This is a genomic window from Halopelagius inordinatus (assembly GCF_900113245.1).
GTDB lineage: Archaea > Halobacteriota > Halobacteria > Halobacteriales > Haloferacaceae > Halopelagius > Halopelagius inordinatus.
The window spans coordinates 39,005-58,356 of the sequence record NZ_FOOQ01000007.1 but is presented as its reverse complement, the minus strand read 5'-3'; the positions used below and the strand labels follow the sequence as shown (position 1 = coordinate 58,356).

General features: G+C 56.0%; 24 protein-coding genes. 12 read left to right on the top strand and 12 right to left on the bottom strand.

Features of this window, described 5'->3' with window-relative positions; genetic code table 11:
- Window positions 1-6: 6 nt before the first annotated feature.
- A complete protein-coding gene (locus tag BM167_RS16245) occupies window positions 7-348 on the bottom strand; it encodes a HalOD1 output domain-containing protein (protein ID WP_143095533.1) in 342 nt (113 codons plus the stop codon).
- Between the two features lie 53 nt (window positions 349-401).
- On the opposite strand from BM167_RS16245, the gene BM167_RS16240 reads away from it, so the two are divergent.
- Both BM167_RS16240 and BM167_RS16235 read left to right on the top strand, forming a co-directional pair.
- A complete protein-coding gene (locus tag BM167_RS16240; protein ID WP_092893782.1) occupies window positions 402-1,223 on the top strand; it encodes an IS5 family transposase in 822 nt (273 codons plus the stop codon).
- A 94-nt stretch (window positions 1,224-1,317) separates the two neighbouring features.
- Entirely contained in the window at window positions 1,318-1,752 is a 435-nt protein-coding gene (locus BM167_RS16235; RefSeq protein WP_092893781.1) for a hypothetical protein, read from the top strand.
- 351 nt (window positions 1,753-2,103) lie between these two features.
- Here BM167_RS16235 and BM167_RS16230 read toward each other — a convergent pair whose 3' ends face one another.
- Window positions 2,104-3,102: a universal stress protein gene (locus BM167_RS16230; RefSeq protein WP_092893780.1), complete on the bottom strand. Its 999-nt coding sequence runs from the start codon at window positions 3,100-3,102 to the stop codon at window positions 2,104-2,106.
- Window positions 3,103-3,487: 385 nt separating this feature from the next.
- On the opposite strand from BM167_RS16230, the gene BM167_RS16225 reads away from it, so the two are divergent.
- Window positions 3,488-3,859 carry a DUF411 domain-containing protein gene (locus BM167_RS16225; protein WP_245781402.1) on the top strand — a complete coding sequence of 124 codons (372 nt, stop codon included), beginning with the start codon at window positions 3,488-3,490 and terminating at the stop codon, window positions 3,857-3,859.
- Between the two features lie 117 nt (window positions 3,860-3,976).
- Here BM167_RS16225 and BM167_RS16220 read toward each other — a convergent pair whose 3' ends face one another.
- From BM167_RS16220 to BM167_RS16205, 4 genes are all read right to left on the bottom strand, one after another.
- Window positions 3,977-4,678 carry a methyltransferase family protein gene (locus BM167_RS16220; protein ID WP_092893778.1) on the bottom strand — a complete coding sequence of 234 codons (702 nt, stop codon included), beginning with the start codon at window positions 4,676-4,678 and terminating at the stop codon, window positions 3,977-3,979.
- Window positions 4,679-4,702: 24 nt separating this feature from the next.
- Window positions 4,703-5,257 carry a DoxX family protein gene (locus BM167_RS16215; RefSeq protein WP_092893777.1) on the bottom strand — a complete coding sequence of 185 codons (555 nt, stop codon included), beginning with the start codon at window positions 5,255-5,257 and terminating at the stop codon, window positions 4,703-4,705.
- Window positions 5,258-5,416: 159 nt separating this feature from the next.
- Window positions 5,417-8,197 (bottom strand): aconitate hydratase AcnA, encoded by a 2,781-nt coding sequence (gene acnA, locus BM167_RS16210; RefSeq protein WP_092893776.1) that lies wholly within the window; start codon window positions 8,195-8,197, stop codon window positions 5,417-5,419.
- Between the two features lie 66 nt (window positions 8,198-8,263).
- Window positions 8,264-8,998 carry a twin-arginine translocation signal domain-containing protein gene (locus BM167_RS16205; RefSeq protein ID WP_092893775.1) on the bottom strand — a complete coding sequence of 245 codons (735 nt, stop codon included), beginning with the start codon at window positions 8,996-8,998 and terminating at the stop codon, window positions 8,264-8,266.
- Window positions 8,999-9,183: 185 nt separating this feature from the next.
- Here BM167_RS16205 and BM167_RS16200 point away from each other — a divergent pair, with 185 nt between their 5' ends.
- Window positions 9,184-9,678 (top strand): hypothetical protein, encoded by a 495-nt coding sequence (locus BM167_RS16200; protein ID WP_245781401.1) that lies wholly within the window; start codon window positions 9,184-9,186, stop codon window positions 9,676-9,678.
- 85 nt (window positions 9,679-9,763) lie between these two features.
- On the opposite strand, the gene BM167_RS16195 is transcribed toward BM167_RS16200, so the two are convergent.
- A complete protein-coding gene (locus tag BM167_RS16195; RefSeq protein WP_092893844.1) occupies window positions 9,764-10,399 on the bottom strand; it encodes a cupredoxin domain-containing protein in 636 nt (211 codons plus the stop codon).
- Window positions 10,400-10,515: 116 nt separating this feature from the next.
- Between BM167_RS16195 and BM167_RS16190 the strand changes: the two genes are divergently transcribed.
- Genes BM167_RS16190 through BM167_RS16180 form a run of 3 tightly spaced genes read left to right on the top strand, consistent with a single transcriptional unit; the run spans window position 10,516 to window position 11,436 of the window.
- The gene (locus BM167_RS16190) at window positions 10,516-10,866 is read left to right on the top strand and encodes an ArsR/SmtB family transcription factor (RefSeq protein ID WP_092893773.1); all 351 of its coding nucleotides are present in this window, start codon (window positions 10,516-10,518) and stop codon (window positions 10,864-10,866) included.
- Between the two features lie 2 nt (window positions 10,867-10,868).
- Window positions 10,869-11,156, top strand: a complete 288-nt coding sequence (locus BM167_RS16185; RefSeq protein ID WP_092893772.1) for a DUF7521 family protein — start codon at window positions 10,869-10,871, stop codon at window positions 11,154-11,156.
- Window positions 11,157-11,160: 4 nt separating this feature from the next.
- Entirely contained in the window at window positions 11,161-11,436 is a 276-nt protein-coding gene (locus tag BM167_RS16180; protein WP_092893771.1) for a DUF7521 family protein, read from the top strand.
- A gap of 12 nt (window positions 11,437-11,448) precedes the next feature.
- Here BM167_RS16180 and BM167_RS16175 read toward each other — a convergent pair whose 3' ends face one another.
- The 3 genes from BM167_RS16175 to BM167_RS16165 are packed head-to-tail and all read right to left on the bottom strand — an operon-like array spanning window position 11,449 to window position 13,152.
- Entirely contained in the window at window positions 11,449-12,354 is a 906-nt protein-coding gene (locus BM167_RS16175) for a universal stress protein (protein WP_092893770.1), read from the bottom strand.
- 24 nt (window positions 12,355-12,378) lie between these two features.
- Window positions 12,379-12,912: an SRPBCC family protein gene (locus BM167_RS16170; protein WP_092893769.1), complete on the bottom strand. Its 534-nt coding sequence runs from the start codon at window positions 12,910-12,912 to the stop codon at window positions 12,379-12,381.
- A gap of 18 nt (window positions 12,913-12,930) precedes the next feature.
- Window positions 12,931-13,152 carry a hypothetical protein gene (locus tag BM167_RS16165; RefSeq protein WP_245781400.1) on the bottom strand — a complete coding sequence of 74 codons (222 nt, stop codon included), beginning with the start codon at window positions 13,150-13,152 and terminating at the stop codon, window positions 12,931-12,933.
- A gap of 399 nt (window positions 13,153-13,551) precedes the next feature.
- Here BM167_RS16165 and BM167_RS16160 point away from each other — a divergent pair, with 399 nt between their 5' ends.
- The 3 genes from BM167_RS16160 to BM167_RS16150 all read left to right on the top strand — a co-directional run bounded on the left by BM167_RS16160 (window position 13,552) and on the right by BM167_RS16150 (window position 16,684).
- Window positions 13,552-14,955 carry a permease gene (locus tag BM167_RS16160; protein WP_092893768.1) on the top strand — a complete coding sequence of 468 codons (1,404 nt, stop codon included), beginning with the start codon at window positions 13,552-13,554 and terminating at the stop codon, window positions 14,953-14,955.
- Between the two features lie 129 nt (window positions 14,956-15,084).
- The gene (locus BM167_RS16155; protein WP_092893767.1) at window positions 15,085-15,687 is read left to right on the top strand and encodes a helix-turn-helix transcriptional regulator; all 603 of its coding nucleotides are present in this window, start codon (window positions 15,085-15,087) and stop codon (window positions 15,685-15,687) included.
- Window positions 15,688-16,129: 442 nt separating this feature from the next.
- Window positions 16,130-16,684 (top strand): hypothetical protein, encoded by a 555-nt coding sequence (locus BM167_RS16150; RefSeq protein WP_245781399.1) that lies wholly within the window; start codon window positions 16,130-16,132, stop codon window positions 16,682-16,684.
- Window positions 16,685-17,323: 639 nt separating this feature from the next.
- Here the strand turns inward: BM167_RS16150 and BM167_RS18930 are convergent.
- Window positions 17,324-17,926, bottom strand: coding sequence for an IclR family transcriptional regulator (locus BM167_RS18930; RefSeq protein WP_342708178.1), 603 nt, complete (start codon window positions 17,924-17,926; stop codon window positions 17,324-17,326).
- Entirely contained in the window at window positions 17,927-18,229 is a 303-nt protein-coding gene (locus tag BM167_RS16135) for a hypothetical protein (RefSeq protein WP_092893766.1), read from the bottom strand.
- 293 nt (window positions 18,230-18,522) lie between these two features.
- Here BM167_RS16135 and BM167_RS18830 point away from each other — a divergent pair, with 293 nt between their 5' ends.
- Entirely contained in the window at window positions 18,523-18,870 is a 348-nt protein-coding gene (locus BM167_RS18830; protein ID WP_092893765.1) for a four-helix bundle copper-binding protein, read from the top strand.
- Window positions 18,794-19,285: an SPW repeat domain-containing protein gene (locus tag BM167_RS19015; protein ID WP_449271682.1), complete on the top strand. Its 492-nt coding sequence runs from the start codon at window positions 18,794-18,796 to the stop codon at window positions 19,283-19,285. The genes BM167_RS18830 and BM167_RS19015 overlap by 77 nt, the downstream gene beginning before the upstream one ends.
- The last annotated feature ends 67 nt before the right edge of the window (window positions 19,286-19,352 follow it).

The following is a 19,352-nucleotide window of genomic DNA, read 5'->3' as shown; positions in this document are numbered from 1 at the left end:
GTCGAATTAGGCGGGGGTGGATTCGAAGACTGGTTCCGGGTCGGTGGGTCGGGTGGCATCACAGACCCGAATGCGGCCGTCGGCCCGGACGAACACGTTCCAGGTCTCGACCTGAAAACTGAGGAGCGCATCCGCGTGGGCTGCGCCGACGTGCTCTCCGAAGAGCTGATCGAGGGCGTCAGGATCGACGAACTCGTACAGTGGTGGAAGATCAAGCGGGTCAATCTCGGCAGCTTCTGCTAGAGCCTCGACGATGACTTCCGTGGGCGACCCTTCGCTCTCGAACTCGTACTCAGCATCCACTACTGGTGTGCAGCCACGATACACGTTCAACGATTCCTGACCCATAGGCTCTGTTGAAATCCTCAGAGAGTTACATGTTCGCCGTATGATTCCACGAGATGAAGGCCCTCCCGAAGTCGCAGATTCTACGGTTTACTGAGAAGGCGATCCATCTAGCACGCCGAGTGGTCTCTCGATACTCCTCGAAATTCTCCAAACACCGCTACACACTTCCCCAGCACGTTGTTCTGCTGTGTCTCAAAGTTCGGAAGAACACGACCTACCGTGGTCTGCTTGACGAATTAATCGAGATGCCACGCATCCGCCGAGCTCTTGGACTAGCCGAACTTCCTACGCCATCAACGCTCTGTAAGGCGTTCAACCGACTTGATATGGCCGTATGGCGTGTCATATTGACCCTCTCAACGACACTACTTCCGACGAGCGGTGTCGTTGGAGTTGATGCGTCAGGGTTTGACCGTAGTCACGCCTCGAAACACTACACGAAACGAGCAGAACTCACCATTCAACAGCTCAAAGTGACGCTGCTGGTCGATACGAAAGTGAACGCAATCCTCGATCTACACGTGACGACGACGCGGAAACACGATAGCCAGATTGCGCCGTCGTTGATCAAGCGCAACCCCGAAGATATTGGCATTCTGCTCGGTGACAAGGGCTACGACGACCAGAAGATCAGACGGCTTGCCCGGCAACACGAGGTTCGTCCACTGATCAAGCATCGTGAGTTCACATCGCTCCACAAGGCATGGAACGCACGCTTAGACACTGATCTCTACGGCCAGCGGAGTCAATCCGAGACTGTCAACTCAACGCTCAAGCGAAAATACGGTGCGTTCGTCCGCTCACGACGCTGGTGGAAACAGTTCCGTGAGATCACCATCGCCTGTCTCATTCATAATGTAGACCGATCACTCTGAACGGCCAATACAGAGAGTGGATACAGCAAGTCGTCGGCATTACCGTACATCTGGTCTGAACAAGATATTTACCCTTCACAATCGGAGAGGGTGTATGGAAATTGACCTCCGCACCGCACTGGTCGGAAGCGACCGGAAGCGGTCGTTAGAGGGGGTTCTCGTGGCGGCAGGAGTGTCCGCGCTCGTTTTGGTCATTTCGCTCTTGCCGCTTACTGCGGGTGCAATCGTTGAACCAGGACTCGTCATTATCGGGTTCGGACTGGCGAGCTGGTGGGCCTATGACAATAGTGGGCTCGCAGTCAGCATGACCCTCATGCTGGCACCGGTGGTCGCCAGACTGACGTACTATTGGTGGCTCTACCTCGACCAGCCATCCCCCGTAGCGCTTCCACTATCGTTCGGTGGAGTCGGAGCGTGGGAGATGTGGGTTCCGTTGGCGCTATTACTTGGCGTCATCGCGTTTGGGGCCGGCGTCATCCTCCGTTGGGGACACCGATTCGTTGCCAGAAAATCCCGTCCGGTCGCATGAATACCGGGCAGGCCACTAACAGTCGTGCTACATACGTATTCTTCAGCGATCAGCTGTTTCAGCCCATTTTGTGTCTGAAGAATAGGATTTCAACAGAGCCGACCCATATTGTATCTTAGGACGGGGATCGCTTTACTCTATCGAGAGGATCCTCCACAATAGTTCCAACAACTCTGGAAGGCCCAGTGAATCCTAAGTGGTATGCGTTCCGGCCAATCCGCGGTAGGAGAAGCACGTAGTATCTTGCAGAGCTAATGGAACATATATTTAAACTGGTAGACTTCTCGGCGGTCAATACGCAATCCCACTTACCGGATATTTCACCACAAATAGTGTCTAACAAATAGGATTTCAACAGAGCCTTGACATCCGATTCTGATTTGCCTTTCGAAGAAATGTGTACGGGTGCTTCTTCAATTCCGCTGTTGTGCGATTGATCGTTAGAACGGGGCAGTCTGCTTCCTCGATTACGTGAGCTGCGACACTCCTCTGTAACAGTCGGCGAATACCAGTCAATCCTCGTGTCCCCATTGTAACAAGGTCGATGTCATTCACCTCAGTATATTCGAGAATCTCCTGCTGAGCTTGACCATAACTCAACGTAGTTCGGACAGGAACGTCGAAACTCGCTGTCTTCTCCGTAATGTCTTCTAAGAGCCTCTTCCCCCGCTGTTCCCAAGAGTCAGTAACCTCTCTCCACGTGTATCCAGGCCGACTCGAATAGGACTGCTCATCAACAACAAGAAGTCCATGCAGGGTCGCATCATGCCGTTTGGCAATTTGTAGCCCATGTTTGAAAGCAACAGACGCCTCATCATACCCATTCGTGGGCACGAGAACATCCGTGAACTGGCTGGTAGCTGAACTTCCAACCGGATTAAAGGGGCTCCTATCAGGTATCGTCAAGACAGGAAGAGGGGCAGTTTGAATGATGCGACTGGAGATGTCTCTCCGAAGAACTCTTGCTAATCTATTCTGTTTAGGTTTCTGGTGGACCAGCAGATCAATATCGTTCTCTTCAGCGTACTGCCGAATAACACTTGGAGGGTGCCCACTATCCACTGCTGGTATCACATTGAGTCCGAGCGCGTGGGCCTGTTCCACCACGGGTTCAATTTCTGCTGCTGCGTTCCACTCCTCTTGTGTAGTGACCTGGTCGGATTCCAATCCCGTGTGGCCCTCATCTTGAATAGATAGTACGTGGAGAGCCGCATCATATGTTTCTGCAAGTGATAAACTGTATTGGACTACTGACTCCACTGCATCAGTTCCGTATAGTGGAAGGAGGACCTGGTTATACAGGTTGATATCCGTGCCTTCTCGAACTTCTAGACGACTGGGGGATTTCATACATATCTATACGCAACGACGGTTTACTGCGATTTCTGTTAAGAATCGAAACCGGCCGAATGGTCTCTGGGATAGTGAATTGAGGGGTTCATCGCGTGTAGCCCTTTCTGGATCACTCCCGTTTCGAAAGAATACAGGGGGCGAGAGTGTGGGACTGATGTGTCCTAGTATAGGCAATCCTATCGAAGGTGACTGAACTCACATTCCTGGTTGTCAGTAACGGGGATAAAGCGTATGGGATGTACTGTTGTATCGTCCGATAATGCCCCAACAGTGGAATCGTCGACGGCTTCTTCGACTTAGTGGAACAATCGGAATACTAGGTCTTACAGGTTGTATAGGTGGCTCAAGCACGAATTCATGGGATATTGATGAACCAATAACAGTGGCATCAGCGAAACAATATAACTCACCAGAATGTAGCTGTTGCGAGCAATATGCATCATATCTTCGTGAGAATATCACTGGCGACCTTTCAGAGACAGTACCGGATGATATCCAAGCAGTAAAGCAGGAATACGGAATTCCCGAAGACCTCCAGAGTTGTCACACACTCGTCCTCACAGATTACGTTGTAGAAGGACACGTCCCTGTAGAAGTGATCGACCAGCTTCTCGATGAAAACCCACCGATAGATGGAATTGCACTCCCTGATATGCCACCTGGGACACCGGGGATGGGTGGAGAGAAAGATGGATCTTTGACGATATATGCTATTGGCGAGGATAGAGCCGAAACCGAGTACACAGAAGTATAATGTTGTATACACAGAAAATCGGAGTGTGACAGATGAAGCTATGTACTCAATCTCTGATCGCTCACGTGGTAGTTACTGATGGTTTGGGCTTCGAATCCTCCTATGGGAGAAGATTAATTAAGAGTCTTCAAAATCATCACCGCCGCTACGAGACTCTGCCACGAGACTGCGCCACTGCTCCCAGCGGGGGATAAACATCGGTACCCTACGCTGATACGTTCGATAGCCCTCACCGAATTGGTCGATCATATCACGCTCTTCTCTCCGTGCAAGCCACGTGAAGACCACGACGACGAGCGGAAATAGACCGACAGAAAAGATCGTCGGCCAGTGAATAATCCCCTCGCCGAACAGCGCGATGAATAGACCAGTGTACTGTGGATGACGGACGTACCTGTAAAGCCCATCTGTGACCAGTTGATCGTCCTGTCGAGCTCGATAGACCTGTCGCCACCCTTGTGCAAACAGGCCAATGCCGACAAACGCTACCGCATAGCCGAGCAGCATTGATACGAACATACCCGTCTCGCCGAACCCGACCAGTGTAGACCAGAGATTGGTACTGACGTACTCGCGATCCAGGCCGAAAAACCGGACCAGCAAATAGATCGTGAGTGGAAAGCCGTACATCTCCGCATAAAGTGCGATGATGAACGCCTGTACAACTCCTGCGCCAACCCATTCCCGCCAGCTATCAGGAGCGAAGTACCGATAGAAGAACCAGGAAACAACGACGATGACGATAAGCGCGAGACCCCAAGCTGCAGGGTTCGTGAGAGAAGCGTCTATTGTTGTCGTGGCATAGATGCTTCGAGGCATGCTGTAGTGATTCACGTCACCAGCCTACCCGAGAAGATACCGAGTCCAGGGATACCGTTCAACGAGCGGCACCCCACCAACCTCGTACTGTTCGATGTACGCGTCGAGGCCGAGTATCCGTCCCGCCCCGAATGCGGCAACAGAGAGGAATACGAGCATGTACGCGAAATCCCCGTTGATGTAGCCGTGCGCGATGTCCCAGTTGCCGAAGTAGAACATGAGCATCATAAACGCCCCCCAGAATGCAGCGAGTCGAGTGAGCGCGCCGAAGAACAACCCGAGTCCGATAAGCACCTCACCCCACGGCACTGCAACGTTTACGAAGTCGACGAACCACGGTGTGTTCCCCATAGCGATGAACAAATCTGCAAGCGGACTCCCATTGTTTGGAACCGCTCCGGTGAGATATCCACCGGCACTAAAACTCCCCGAGAGAATCTTATCAAATCCACTCTGGAAGAACGCGATCCCCATCATCAGTCTAAGTGCGAGGATAAACCAGACACTTAACGTATGGAGCTTCCCGCTCACCGTGAAGCCACCAATTGTGCTTTCTAGCGTTACTTCCTGTGATGACATACACAGACTGATTCGTGTATGTCAAATAAATCTACGCGTTCCCCGCCGATCCTGGTGGAACGGACGACCCCTCGAAAACCAATAGTTCGCTACGAAGGCCACTCTTCCAAGAGCGACGAAATCGTCGCACGTTCGAAATAATAAACTGAAACGTCGCACCTACTCCTGGGTGAGTAGCCGACGAAGAACGAGATGGAGAATACCGCCGTTTTCGACGTATCGAACAGCAGCCGGTGTACTAATCTGGGCAGTGACTGGGAATTCAACGGTCGATCCGTCAGATCGTTCAGCGACGACAGTAAGTTCGTCGTTCATACTCAGGCCGTCGTCAAGGCCGTGGATCGCAATGTTCTCCGATCCGTCGAGATCGAGTGACTCCCATGAGTCGCCGTCGGCGAACTGAAGCGGGAGGACTCCCATCCCGACGAGGTTGTCACGGAAGATGCGCTCGTAGCTCTCAGCGATGGTTGCGCGAACGCCCAAGAGATCAGTCCCCTTTGCGGCCCAGTCGCGGCTCGATCCGGTGCCAAGCTCCTCACCGGCGAACACGACGAGGGGCGTATCGTCCTCTCGATAGCGCTGACTCGCTTCGAAGACGGTCGTCTGTTCGCCCGTCGGCTGATGAACCGTGTAGCCTCCCTCGACATCGTCGAGCATCTCGTTCTCGATGCGGACGTTGGCGAAGGTGCCGCGCATCATCACCTCGTGGTTGCCCCGGCGAGCGCCATACGTGTTGAAGTCGTGAGGTTCGATGCCGTGGTCGACGAGCCAGTCTCCGGCCGGTTGCTCTCGAGAGAACGGGCCCGCCGGGCTGATGTGGTCGGTCGTGACCGTATCACCGAGCAGCATCAGCGTACGAGCGTCCTCAACGTCCGCGACGCCGGGCTCTTCCAGCGGGAAGTCCTTGAAAAAGGGCGGTTCGCGGATGTACGTCGAAGAGTCGTCCCACTCGTAGACTTCACCGGTCGGCGCATTGAGTGCCTCCCAGCGCTCGTCACCTTCGAACACTTCGGCGTACTTCTCTTTAAACATCGAAGAATCGACACTGTCGTGGACTGCCGCGTGGATCTCGTCGGCGCCGGGCCAGATGTCAGAGAGATAGACCGGATTGCCGTCATCGTCGGTGCCGAGCGGATCGTGTTCGAGATCGATATCCATGCGTCCGGCGAGACCATAGGCGACCACGAGCGGCGGACTGGCAAGGTAGTTTGCTTGGATCTTCGGGTGGATACGTGCCTCGAAGTTCCGGTTGCCAGAGAGGACACTCGTCGTCCAGAGATCCTCAGCGTCGATTGCGCGTTCGATGGCCTCGGGAAGCGGGCCGGCGTTCCCGATACAGGTCGTACAGCCATAGCCGACGACGTTGTAGCCGAGGTCTTCCAGATAGGGAAGTAATCCCGAGGCTTCGAGGTATTCGGTGACGACGCGGCTCCCGGGCGCAAGACTCGTCTTAACGTACGCCGGGACGTCGAGCCCACGTTCGACAGCATTGCGGGCGAGCAGCCCCGCCGCGAGCATCACGGACGGATTCGACGTGTTCGTACAACTGGTGATGGCGCTGACGACAACACTACCGTGCCCGATTTCAGTCGACTTGCCATTCACGTCGACTTCGACTCGGTCATTAAGATCGCCGACGTCCGGCTCCGGAAGATCGGGGTCTGGTCGGTCGTCGTCGGAACCACTGCTCTCGCCAATCCATCGCGTGAGCGCATCTTTGTCGATATCGTCGAGTTCGTCTTCGAATTCGCCGTGGACCAGTCCCCGGAAGTGCGTCTTCATGTCGCCCATCGCGACGCGATCTTGGGGGCGTTTCGGTCCGGCGAGGCTGGGGGTGATCGTCGAGAGGTCGAGTTCAACCGTCTCGGTGTACTCGGGATTCTGTTCACCGAATAGCCCCTGTGCGTCAAGATATTCGCGAACGAGTTCGATGTGCTGCTCGTCGCGGCCCGTGAGTGCGAGGTACTCGAGCGTCGCCTCGTCGACGGGGAACATACTGATGGTTGAGCCCTGTTCGGGCGCCATGTTCGCGATGGTCGCCCTGTCTGGAACGGTGAGATTCGACACACCGGGGCCGAAGAATTCGACGAACCGATCGACGACGCCGACCTCTCGAAGCTGCTCAGTGACGTGAAGGACGAGGTCGGTCGCGGTCGCGCCCTCCGGGAGTTCGCCCGTGAGGCGGACGCCGACTACCTCGGGGAGTTCCATCGTGACCGGCTGGCCGAGCATCGCGGCCTCGGCCTCGATGCCGCCAACACCCCAGCCGACGACGCCGATCCCACCAATCATCGGCGTATGGCTGTCCGTTCCAACGAGCGTATCCGGCAATAGCCAGTTCTCGCCGTCTCGCTCGCGGGCGTGGACGACCTGTCCGAGGTATTCAAGATTTACCTGGTGGACGATGCCCGTTCCCGGCGGCACAACGCGGAAGTCGTCGAATGCCTGCTGTGCCCACTTGAGCGCCCGATACCGTTCACTGTTGCGTTCGTACTCAAGTTCGAAGTTCTTCTCGTAGGCGTCCTCGCTCCCGAAGTAGTCGACCTGCACGCTATGGTCGATCACGAGGTCGATGGGGATCTCGGGTTCGACGAGCGCGGGATCCCGGCCTTTTCGGTCGACCGCCGATCGGAGCGCTGCGAGATCGACTACCGCGGGGACACCGGTAAGGTCCTGGAGAACGACCCGCGACGGCGTGAACGGGAGTTCGACATCTGGAACGTCAGGTTGCCATGACGCGACGTTCTGAACGTCCTCGGCGGTGATGGTTTCTCCGTCGGCGTTCCGGAGGACGGATTCAAGCAGCACTCGGATACTGACGGGGAGCTGATCAAGTTCACAGAGACCCTCCTCTTCGAGGACTGTGAGGTCGGCCATCTTGTAGGAGGTGCCGTCGAACTCGAATTCGCGGATTGCATCGAATGGAGACTCTTCGTTCATACCTCGTGCTACGGTGACCTGGCTCTTGAATTGTCTCCTCCTTGGACGGGGTGACGATGTGGAAGGTTACAAAATACGATCGAGTGCATCCCAGATTGACGCGACTTCAACGACTCGAATCCCCTGAACCGTCACGTCTGACGGTGTGTCGTCAGAAACGATCAGTTCCGTCGCTCCCAATGCTCGTGCTGCACGGGCCTTCGCTTCGATTTTACCGACAGGAAGCAACACTCCTTCGTCGTTCACAACGCCGGTTATCAGCTTCGTTCGTGGAAGGGACTGTCTCCGAAGACTAGCGATTAGTGCGACCGTGAGGCCAGCTTCCCAGCTTTTCCCGCCGAGAGCGAGTACGTCTGAATCAGGAGGATCGAACGTGACTCGTATCGCCGTTCCCGCGAGCGAACTGCCAGTGAGACGCGTCGCCGTCTCCGTCGCCTCCCGGAGTGCGAGCTGTAAATCGTGACGGACCTCAACGTCGCCCACATCGACAAACAACTCACCATCTCCCTTCGAAAAAACAAACTTGACCGGGAGTATGAGGCCCTCGCCAGACGAATCGACTGCTGGAAGATAATACTGTACCATGGCGGGAAGCGTCGCCCCACCGGCAAGAGTCGCCAGCGATTGAAACCCCTCGCCGGAGTGTGTGAGACCGAGAACTGCTCCAGCACCTCCGACACCACCGGTGGCGAGTCCGACAAGGAATCCGCGCCGTGACAGAATCTCGTCTTCGATCCGACCAATGACATCGCTTTCCGAATCGGAAGGGAGCTGGGTCGCGGTGGAGTCATCGGAAGCCATGATACTGTACTATGGGCCTATCGAACGTCGTGGTATTGATTAACAGTCACACAGTAATAAAGCCTCTTCGAGGAACAATGTCCTCCCAGAACGGGTACGCCTATGCCGATTGCTCCCCGAGTATCAGAATACGCCTCTCGTGAAATATGACGTATCGATATCGGTCACTCCTTGGCATTACAGTCGTGAGTGCTATCGTGACCGGTGTCGGCGTCTGGCTCGCCTATCTGCTCGAACTCGCTCTGCTTCAGGCGACGACGAACATGACGTGGCCACTACTGGTTGGGCTCATCGAGGAAGCACTCGTTCGCTTCCTCCCACTGATTCTCACGTTCTACGGCTGGAGTTACTGGCGGGGACGACTCCTCTCGAAAACCGAGGGATTGCTTGCTACCGTGGCGTCCGGATTCACTGTCGCTGGACTCGAAGTACTGCTCAAACTCGAGTACTTGGCGCAGCTAGAGGCGACGGTCCGGTTCGATTCGCTATTCCTTCCGCTGGTGTTCGTACATATCCCGTTTGCGCTGCTCGCCGGGCGGTTCGTGTACGCGCTCGGAGAACGGATTCACGGAAACGAACCGATTGGAATCCCGTCGCTCTCTCGGCGAACCGTGGCGCTGCTCGTCCTCGGCTATCTCGGCCTCGCACTTGCACACGTCGGCTACAATATACTCGCCTAGTCGTACAAACAGAAACACGAGGAGGATTTAGGGGACGAAAATCGCGTGTCAGCTACCGATCACTCATCGACGGAACGACGCGTGTTCACTCGTGGTCGTCGCCGAGAGCTGTGCTGACCATCCCGTTCAGTTCTTCGAGCTTCTCGCGAACGCGCTCGGGCTTGTCAGCCGGCGGGTCTTCCAAGGCGACCTGCTCGTGGGGATCCGGTTCGCCGACGATGACGCTCCCAATCATGCCGAGGCTCTCGTGGGGCGTACAGTAGTAGTGGTAGACCCCCTCGGTTTCGAACGTGTGCTCGAACGTCGCGCCCTGCTCGGAGAGGATGCCGCTGTCCCAGGCCGCTGCGCCGTCGGGGACGAGCTGGGGCTGGTCGTTGTCGGGGTGGTAGGCGGTCGTCGAGTGACTCCCGCTCTCGTTGTGCCAAGTCACGGTTCCACCGACGTTCACCCGCACGACGTGGGGCTCGAAGTGGTAGCCGCCGTCCTCGGTGATCATCCGCACCTCGGCCGTATCGGACGGTGCCCCGACTGCTTCGTCGTGGTCATCCTCGTCGTCGCTGTGACCGGTCTCCGTGCCACCGTCGTCGTGGCCACTCTCGGTCGGCGTTCCGTTCGTCGCTCCGCCGTCGTTGTTCTGCGTTCCAGTGCACCCGGCAAGCCCAACGACTGCCGTACCGCCAGTCAGCTGGAGCATCCGTCGACGCGTGAGTGAATCGGTCATGGAATCGGTCACCTTACAGGTGAACCTACACGCTCAGGGGATATAGTCCGGAAAGCAGATTTGCTGGGTCAGCAAATCGGCGTTTATTTATATACCCTTCCGCAGAAACGTAGCCTGTGAGTGAGGAGCGAGACATCTCGGGGATCCTCGAAATCCTTGACGACGACTATGCACGCGCAATCCTCGAGGCGACTCGCCAGAAACAGATGTCCGCCAAGGAACTTAGCGAAGAGTGTGACATGTCAGTCTCAACAGTTTCCAGACGGGTCAACACGTTACTGGAGTACGACCTGCTTATCGAGCGAACGCACGTTGATCCCGACGGTCATCATTACAGCGAATACGAAGCCCAGCTCGATCGCGTTGACGTCCGACTCCTCGAGTCTGGCTTCGACGTCCGTATCGAACTTCGGGAAGACGCCGCCGACCGCTTTACGCGTATCTGGGACACAATGAGGAACGAATAACCATGCACCCCGGACTCATCGTCGCAAAACTCGTTACAATGGTTCTGGGATTCCTGATCGCATATCAGGCCTATCGAGGATATCGGCGTAGTAACAGCCAATCGATGCTGTACCTTGCGGTTGGTTTCGCCATCATCAGCTTCGGCGCGATCGTCGAAGGAATCTTGTTCGACGTGGTTGGCCTGACCTTTCATAATGCGGGAACGGTGGCAACAACCATCGTCGCAATTGGTATGCTCACGATCCTGTACGCTCTATACGGACGCGACTCGAAGAAAATGGAGGACTAAGTGAATGGTAGATGCGACAACAGCAATTCTCCTGGTCGTCCGCACGCTCGTACTCGCACTCGGTATTCTGATCACGTACTACAGTTTCGAGGCGTATCGACGAACTGGTACGTACTATATGCGAAACGCTGCAATTGGCTTTGGAATCATCACACTCGGTGTGTTCATCGAAGGAGTACTGTTTGAGTTCGGAGGGCTCGATCTCGCTCTTGTCCACATCATCGAATCGGTCGCCATCGGTCTCGGATTCATTGTCCTTCTCATCTCGCTTCGCCGGTAGCCCAAGCCGCGTCTACACTCCTCGAATGGTCAAAACTGGCTCATCCGAGTTCCGGAGAACTCGTTCGGTCACACTTCCGATGAGCCGTCGTGAAATGCCGGACCGTCCGTGTGTTCCCATCACGATGAGGTCGATTCCGTGTTGATCGCAGTACTCCCCTATTGCCTGATGAGGAACGCCGTGGGTGATCTCAGCAGCGACTGAAACACCGTCGGCAGCTGCCCGGGATTGGACATCTTCTACGACAGTATCCCCGTTTTGCTCCAGTACTTGCTGCAGTTCGTCCCATGTCCATCCCGGACGAGACGCGTAGGCACCTCTATCGACAACGTAGAGGGCATGAAGTGTCGCATCGTACGTCCGAGCCAAATCAAGAGCGTGAGTGACTGCCTCTCGTGCGGGCTTACTCCCGTCAGTCGGGACGAGGATATCCTCAAAGCCTCCCCGCTTCTCGGATTCTGATAGCGCCTCCGTCAGCTTCGATTTGACACTGAGCACGGGGATATCGACAGTACGAACGATTCGGGTCGTTACACTGCCGAGCAGGAATCGGTCGAGACCCGAGTGTCCTCGGGTTCCCATACAGACAAGGTCGATCCCGGTATCGGTGATGTAGGAACGAATTTCACGCGCTGGAAAACCACGGCGAACCTCAGTTACCGCTTCGAGGCCATGTTCTGCGGCTCGAGTTGCGATCTGCTGGGTGGCGGCATCACCAGCGTCATACCACGTGTCCGGGAGCGTCTCCAGGTCGATTTCCAGCGCGGTCAGTTCTAGCTTCCGTTCGATCGGTGAACTGTCCACGATGTGGAGAGCGTGGACGGTTGCGTCGTATCGGCCAGCGAGGTCAAGTCCGTACTGGACTGCGGGCTCGACGTTATCACTGCCATCAGTTGGAATGAGGATGTCGGTGTACATGATTGGATGTGTGCGTTGATTTCGCTACGGACTCTCATCCGTCGGTTTGGGCGACTCAGGGGCTGTCGACTCGAAGCGTTCCTTGAAGAAGACGAGTTCCTTGTTCGTGTGGTCGTAGAGTTTCGCCTTCCCATTGAGAGCGGTCGTGAACACCCATTTCAGCGCCCGTCCCCGTCGGTTGTTCGGGAAGTCCATCCAGACGGCGTGTGACATGCGAGTCCCGTCTTCAGTCTCTTCAAGTCGAATAGTACCTCCTTCGGGGATCCGAACGGTGACGAGTCCGCGAAGGAGCGGATAGTACGCCGTCCCCGCCCAGACCGCCACGTGTGGATGATCGATATACTGGAATCGGCCATGCAGGTCGGCGTACATCCCGGCGACCTCTTCGGCCTGGTGGAACGTTGCGCCCTCCCGGGGACGATTATCGGGCGTGTCGTATTCGAGCCCATGGTGTTCCTCGGGGTTCGACGCCGTCCAATGGACTGGATCGGTTACGTACTCCCAGATCTCTTCGGGTGATGCGTCGATGACGATTTCGGCTTTGTCGGTGACGTACATTGGTGTCTCCAGCGCCTCCTACCGCGCGAAGACGTTGTACAGCCACGCGAAGGCGTACACGAGGACAAAGCTGATCACCGCTGCCTCGACCATCCCCGCCACAGTCCCGACGACGGTCGGTTCGAAGAACAGGTGCCACTGCTCCATCGCTTCGACTGCCCCCTCGTAGACGCCGATCGCTCCGAACACACCGAGCAGGAGCATCGCGATGGCAGAGACGACTGCTGCTGCGCCTGCCAATGCCAGCGCATCGAGGTGCATCACACTGGTCGTGGATTCCGGTTCGTACGCGTCTTGGTTTGTGGTAGTCGTGCTCATGCCTAGAGATACGCTCGACTCCTTCATTCGGGTTTCTCTTACAATTCGAAAGGGAGAGTCACTCTGTCAACACGGCATGGGAATATGGTGGGGGAAACAGTGGTGCTACGCTTACCTCTGTGGAACCCCCTTACGAAAGAATAAGCAACAACCAGCGAACTGAATCAATGACGCGCAGCAACTGTCGAGCACGAACGCAGTCCTCGAACGGTTTACCGCAGCTGATAGCACGGAGTACCTTTGAATCCAAGAATTACTCCACCGAACTACCACCGTTTCTTAAGAACAACTAACAAAACAGATGGCTGTGATAGTTTAGATATGCAAGCCGCCCTCGTCGACGGAATTCTCGAGTCGCTACGGATCGGCGTTGGGTTCCTCTGGACAGCGGCTTGGGCGATCATCATGGGGCTCGTCATCACGAGTCTCGTCCAGGTCTACGTCTCCAAAGAGCGGATGGCTCAGGTTCTCGGAGAGGGAAACTTGAGTGGTCTCACGAAGGCAACAGTGTTCGGCGCCGCGAGTAGTGGTTGTAGCTTCGGCGCGGTCGCCATCGGGAAGGGGCTGTTCAAGAAGGGAGCACATACGGTGAATTTCCTCGCGTTCATGTTCGCCTCGACGAACCTCATCGTCGAACTCGGGCTGATGATCCTGATCCTCCTTGGCTGGGAGTTTCTAGTTGCCGAACTCCTCGGTGGGGTCATCCTTATCGCTGTCATGGCACTCCTCGTCCATCTGACCCTCCCGGAGAATCTCTTTGATGAGGTCCGACAGGAGCTGAATCAGCGCGATCAGGAACATGGCATCACCGAGGATCCGACGTGTGGGATGGAAGGCAAAGACGAGTACTCGATCACGACCGATGGCGGCGAGACGTTGAAGTTCTGTTCGGAGGGGTGCATGGAGACCTACCAGCAGGAGGCCGCTAGCAGCGGCGGCTGGCGCGACGAACTCCTTTCGTGGGGCGGCTGGTACAAGATCGGGAACCAGTATCGGAAGGAGTGGTCGATGATCTGGAAAGACGTCATCGCGGGCTTTCTTATCTCGGGATTCGTCATCGTGTTCGTCCCGCAGTGGGTGTGGAACACGCTCTTCCTCCGAGGCGATGGGCTGCTCGTGAGTGCCGAGAACGCGATTATGGGGGTAGCGATCGCGGTCATCAGCTTCGTGGGGAGCATGGGGAATGTCCCGTTCGCCGTCGCGCTCTGGGGCGGGGGCATCAGCTTTGCGGGAGTCATCGCGTTCGTCTACGCCGACCTCATCACCATCCCCGTCCTGAACGTCTACCGGAAGTACTACGGCTGGAAGGTCATGCTGTACATCCTCGGCATCTTCTTCGTGACGATGGCGTTCACGGGCTTCCTCATGGAGGAACTGTTCGCGGCGCTTGACATAATCCCGAACCTCGCTGGCGGGCAGACAGCCTCCGAACAGACGTACTTCGAGCTGAACTACACGTTCTATCTAAACATCATCGCGTTCGCCCTCTCTGGGTTCCTTCTCTACGTCTACCGGCGCGGGCTCGGTGCACCCGGTCAGTACCGCGACCCGGTCTGCGGAATGCGAACTGACAATAGCGGGCCGAGTCTCACCCACGACGGCGAAATCTACTACTTCTGCTCGAAGCGGTGCAAACGCTCGTTCGAGAACCATCCCAACGAGTTCGCTCAGCAACACCCAGGGGTTGCAGGGGCGGAGTCTTCACAGAGCCATGAGCATCACTGAGCACTGCGTCTCGACTCCGAAGAGCGTGCGCGGCGTCTGGGGTCCTGCGAGCCCAATCACAACTGGTACAGCGATGTCTGGCCAATTCACAGGCATGAACGAGTATCAGAGCAACTCGAGGTGGGATGGATGAATCGACGGCGAGCCGATGCAATCGTCGGTCTCATCGTCACTGCCGTCGTTATCATCGGTGGAGCACTCAGCTGGCAAGCGTACCAGCAACAGCAGGCGTTCGAGCAGATGGGATCGATGATGGGGACGTCGATGGGAGCAGTTCATGGCACGAATCCGCTCTGGTACGTCCTCGGAACCATCCTCGTCTCGGTTGTCATCGGCGGGGGATATCTGATGATTCGCGACGACGTCACCAACACGGAGGCGGTCAAGCGACAAGAGAGTGAAGCCTCGGAGCAAACCGACCAGGACCGCTCTGAATTCGAATCCGAACCATCGACCCAGACCACTCAACCGAGTGATGGCATCAATCCAGAGACCCAACCTCAAGCCCGTGTGCTGGACCTGTTGCCGGACGACGAACGCCGCATCCTCGAACCGGTTCTCTCCTCACCAGGGATCACACAAATCGAACTCCGGGATCGGTCGGACTTCTCGAAGAGCAAGGTGAGCCAGACGGTCAGTGCCCTCGAGAAACGTGGCCTGCTATACCGCGAACGTCAGGGCCGGACGTACCGGATCTATCCGAGTGACGACCTGAAGCAGACGCAGAGCTAGCATCTGCTAGCATCTGTCGAACAGTTTTGTAGCTGGACGTCGTATCCTCTCTCATGTGTAATCGCCACGTCGCTCACATGATTGCGGACTACGAAGCGGCGAGGCTCGACGAAGACGAGGAGGAGAGTGACAAGTCCGAGTCTCGCGATGCGGAACAGCCGACGGGGGATCAGTCAGGATTGCTGGCGACTCTCAGACGTCGCCTCGCTCGATAATCACTGGCCACGTCGACCTCTCTCCTGTCTCGAAGGCTGGGTTAGGGAGGTACCCGTTCGAAGCCGACGACTTCGGATTTGAAAGGATAACTGCAATCAATCATTCTAGCGTAACTTGTCGTATGAGAGCGGATGCCCTCCATTCCGATCGGTTCGACGATGATGGCGGTGACAATTCGCGCCACCAGCCGTTACCCGCCTCGATTGCACGAGTGACGACAATAGGTGTGTACGCACTCGTCGCCGGTGTCCTCCTCATGGGACTATCCTTTCTCACGAATCCTATCCCTGATCCCTCCTTCCCGTGGGCGACGCTCCCAGAGTCACTCAGAGTCGGATACACCCAGGCGCGGATCGAACACTGGCCGGTCACCTACACCGTCGGCCTGTGGCTGGTGGTCTTCACGCTCCCGCTCGTGCTGTTAAGCGCCTTCGACCGATACGGGTCACGAGTCTCGCTTCGCTCGAGTACGTGGCTCGCTGGCCTTCCCGTAACGGTGATGTTCGCCTTCACCACGTACTGCCGGTTCTTCTGGCCCAAGTTACAGCCGCCGACGTGGAACGCCCCCTCATACACGCTCGTCTGCTGGGGCTACTGCTCGACGTACGATCCACTCTGGAGTAATCTTGCCTACGTGGTCGCTGCCTTCGGCGTCGGTGCGATGTACCTCGCCTATCGCGACTCATCGTATGCAAAACACGCGCTGGCGACGTTCGGAGTCCTCGCGTTCCCGCTCGGTGTACCTACCCTCGTCGATGCCTATGGCCGACATAGAACGTAGGGACCCCGCAAGGCCAAACAAGATGGTGTACTCGAAGGACATCGTACGATAGCGTGTGATGTCCCTTGCAGAAACGGTCTCTAAGATCAACCACCTGGACGACGAACAATGCGAGTGTATAGAGATCTATAACGAGGCAGCTGAGGTCTGTGAGTAGTTTGTTGATGAGTGCCTCAGTGACGAGGATAGTGACTCGCCCGAGTGGGCGCTCCCCGCCGCAGCGTGGAGCGCCTACAGTAGCGACCTGATCCTCTACGCCAGCGAAAATGAGGTTCTGGAGGCGACACAGTTAGCTATCGTGGAGCTAAACGTATCGCACGTGTACGTTCTCGTCCCGCCCAACCTCGTCAGTCAGGACGCACTCTAGGCGCTCAACGTCGAGTGGACGCGTGTCCCCGAGTTGACACTGCAGGACTACGCCGTCGAGATCGCGGAGAATCGCGACAGGTCGCGTGACTTTAGCAACTACTCCGGAGAATTGACCTCTCGGTACCGAGTCTTACAGGACTCTCACCATCGGAACGACCTAGGGCCAACAGATTAAATCACGAGCTATGTGTCACCTGCGTCCGGTACCGTCACAAGCAACCGGAAGTGTTCTATTTAAAGCTCAAGGTTTGAACACAGTCTGATAGTCAGCTATCGTGCCTTCCGATACTCTCTCCAGAAATGCCTCAGACGGGCAACAACACCATGAGAAACAACTCCTGTGACGTATTGCCGTCCGATGGCCGTTATCCTATATTTTCCACGCTCTACCTTCGTGACGAAGCCATGATCCTCCAGAACGCTTAAGCGACGGTTCACCTCCCCACGGCTGTACTCGATGTTGTAGGCGATAATCGTCGGTGTCAGGATCAGGTCTTTCGAGTGGAAGAGTTCGAGGATTGTGTCGTCAACCGGTAACATCCAATCTGCTTGTCGCCTGACTTGGACCGGCTCCTTAAGAAGGACGTCCGCCCACGCATCACGACGCAGATCGTTTTCCAGAGGATCGTAGAGCCCGAGAATGACGAGGAGCGCGGCAAGGCCATGTGTCCAGTGAACGAGTTCAGGAAAGAGTAATTCTGTAATCGGGCCGCCAATGAGGAACAACAGCAGACCAGCGACTGTGAGCAGAAGGTATCGTTGGTAGTCTACAACAGACTGTTTGAAAAAGAGGAAATAACAGATACCGATCCCAGTCACAAGCCCAATTGTGAGATTGTAATAAACGAAGAGTGAAGCGTTGAACACAGCCATTTACCCCTCTGCTGCACTATTTTTGATCCGTTGGTGGGTTGCGACCACAAGCCAGAGGAAGATCGCGACGACGGTATAGAGTGCGCTCTGAAGCGTATCGAGGAACAGGGTATTCGGTTCAACGAGAAATAGCATAATGTGGTACAGAATCATAGCCGACATTGTGAGAGTGAGCAACGCAATAACCGTCCCAAACGGAGATTCCCGGAGTGTGTGCCAGTAGAGGATGGAGAGAAACCCAGCTCCTGTTGCAGTGATCACTGCAAAGAGCGCACTCAGGATATGGACGGGCGTATCGACCATAAGTAGAATACGGTCCTGACCCTCTTTAGTCCATTTGCAGAGCCAAAGACCACCTTATGAGAATTACTGGTCGCATCTCTAATAGTCACATAAGGAATGATTACGCGCTAAACTGGCCTGTTGCCGCCTGTATTCCCTAATATCGGCAGTTCTCCCTTGGATGAAATACACCGTTACACTCCATCTCATCTATTAGACGTACGAGAGGGTACAGCTGTTGAGCCGTCTCACTAGTTTCCAGTCCAGACGGGGTGAGTTAATAACAAAGTCCGATGCCGTCGTGGTTGAGATTGATGGCGCTAACCCAAATCGACCACGTAAGCGAGAACGACCTAATGGCCGAGTGTATCGACAATTGCCTCGCAGCCGTCCAAGCTTGCGAGTGGTGTGCTGACGAGTGTCTGGGCGACCCGGACATGGAGAAGTGCGCGCGGCTCTGTCGGGATGTCGCCGACCTGACGGCAATGCACGCGCGGTTCATGGCCCGGAACTCGAACTACAGTCCCCAACTCGCCCAAGCCTGCGCGGGGGCGTGTGAGGAGTGTGCCGAGGAGTGCGAACGCCATGATGCCGAACACTGTCAGGTCTGTGCCGAAGTGCTTCGTGACTGCGCCGAGACCTGTCGCGAGATGGCCTCCTAGTAGGACCAACCCAGAAATGAATTCTCTAATTCTTCGTATGGTATCCCCAACTCGCTGGGTCGCAGTTGCCCTTGGGGGGCTAGGGATCTGGCTTATGGCAGCTCCGTTTGTTCTCGGTGCCCCGATGGTCGATACTTGGAACGACGTAATTGTCGGTGGTGCACTTTCCCTTCTTGCCGGCCACAATTACGCTAGTGAACGAGAGCAGGGCAAACCGAGTCAATGGATAGCGGGCATTCTTATCCTACTCGGCGTGTGGCTGTTCTTCGTTCCATTTCTCGTCGGTGTCTCTGGTCTCCTCCTGTGGAACGACGTCGTCGTCGCCGTGCTAGTGACGGCACTTGCTGGTTATAGCGCGTATGCCGCACAGCTCATTGAACAGACGAGGCACCACACGCCAACAGATGAATTATAATTATGAAAATGAAAACACATACCAGTACGATTCAACAGCAGAGTTCCGGGAAGTTTGGTAGTATCGG

Excerpts from the sequence above, each read along its gene's own strand:
- BM167_RS16170 (WP_092893769.1), bottom strand. The coding sequence starts at position 12,912 with ATGTACGTCACCGACAAAGCCGAAATCGTCATCGACGCATCACCCGAA.
- BM167_RS16235 (WP_092893781.1), top strand. The coding sequence starts at position 1,318 with ATGGAAATTGACCTCCGCACCGCACTGGTCGGAAGCGACCGGAAGCGG.
- BM167_RS19015 (WP_449271682.1), top strand. The coding sequence starts at position 18,794 with ATGATGCCGAACACTGTCAGGTCTGTGCCGAAGTGCTTCGTGACTGCG.
- BM167_RS16155 (WP_092893767.1), top strand. The coding sequence starts at position 15,085 with ATGAATCGACGGCGAGCCGATGCAATCGTCGGTCTCATCGTCACTGCC.
- BM167_RS16240 (WP_092893782.1), top strand. The coding sequence starts at position 402 with ATGAAGGCCCTCCCGAAGTCGCAGATTCTACGGTTTACTGAGAAGGCG.
- BM167_RS16135 (WP_092893766.1), bottom strand. The coding sequence starts at position 18,229 with ATGGTCGATACGCCCGTCCATATCCTGAGTGCGCTCTTTGCAGTGATC.
- BM167_RS18830 (WP_092893765.1), top strand. The coding sequence starts at position 18,523 with ATGGCGCTAACCCAAATCGACCACGTAAGCGAGAACGACCTAATGGCC.
- BM167_RS16160 (WP_092893768.1), top strand. The coding sequence starts at position 13,552 with ATGCAAGCCGCCCTCGTCGACGGAATTCTCGAGTCGCTACGGATCGGC.
- BM167_RS16245 (WP_143095533.1), bottom strand. The coding sequence starts at position 348 with ATGGGTCAGGAATCGTTGAACGTGTATCGTGGCTGCACACCAGTAGTG.
- BM167_RS16220 (WP_092893778.1), bottom strand. The coding sequence starts at position 4,678 with ATGCCTCGAAGCATCTATGCCACGACAACAATAGACGCTTCTCTCACG.
- BM167_RS16175 (WP_092893770.1), bottom strand. The coding sequence starts at position 12,354 with ATGTACACCGACATCCTCATTCCAACTGATGGCAGTGATAACGTCGAG.
- BM167_RS16215 (WP_092893777.1), bottom strand. The coding sequence starts at position 5,257 with ATGTCATCACAGGAAGTAACGCTAGAAAGCACAATTGGTGGCTTCACG.
- BM167_RS16230 (WP_092893780.1), bottom strand. The coding sequence starts at position 3,102 with ATGAAATCCCCCAGTCGTCTAGAAGTTCGAGAAGGCACGGATATCAAC.
- acnA (WP_092893776.1), bottom strand. The coding sequence starts at position 8,197 with ATGAACGAAGAGTCTCCATTCGATGCAATCCGCGAATTCGAGTTCGAC.
- BM167_RS16205 (WP_092893775.1), bottom strand. The coding sequence starts at position 8,998 with ATGGCTTCCGATGACTCCACCGCGACCCAGCTCCCTTCCGATTCGGAA.
- BM167_RS18930 (WP_342708178.1), bottom strand. The coding sequence starts at position 17,926 with ATGGCTGTGTTCAACGCTTCACTCTTCGTTTATTACAATCTCACAATT.
- BM167_RS16180 (WP_092893771.1), top strand. The coding sequence starts at position 11,161 with ATGGTAGATGCGACAACAGCAATTCTCCTGGTCGTCCGCACGCTCGTA.
- BM167_RS16195 (WP_092893844.1), bottom strand. The coding sequence starts at position 10,399 with ATGACCGATTCACTCACGCGTCGACGGATGCTCCAGCTGACTGGCGGT.
- BM167_RS16185 (WP_092893772.1), top strand. The coding sequence starts at position 10,869 with ATGCACCCCGGACTCATCGTCGCAAAACTCGTTACAATGGTTCTGGGA.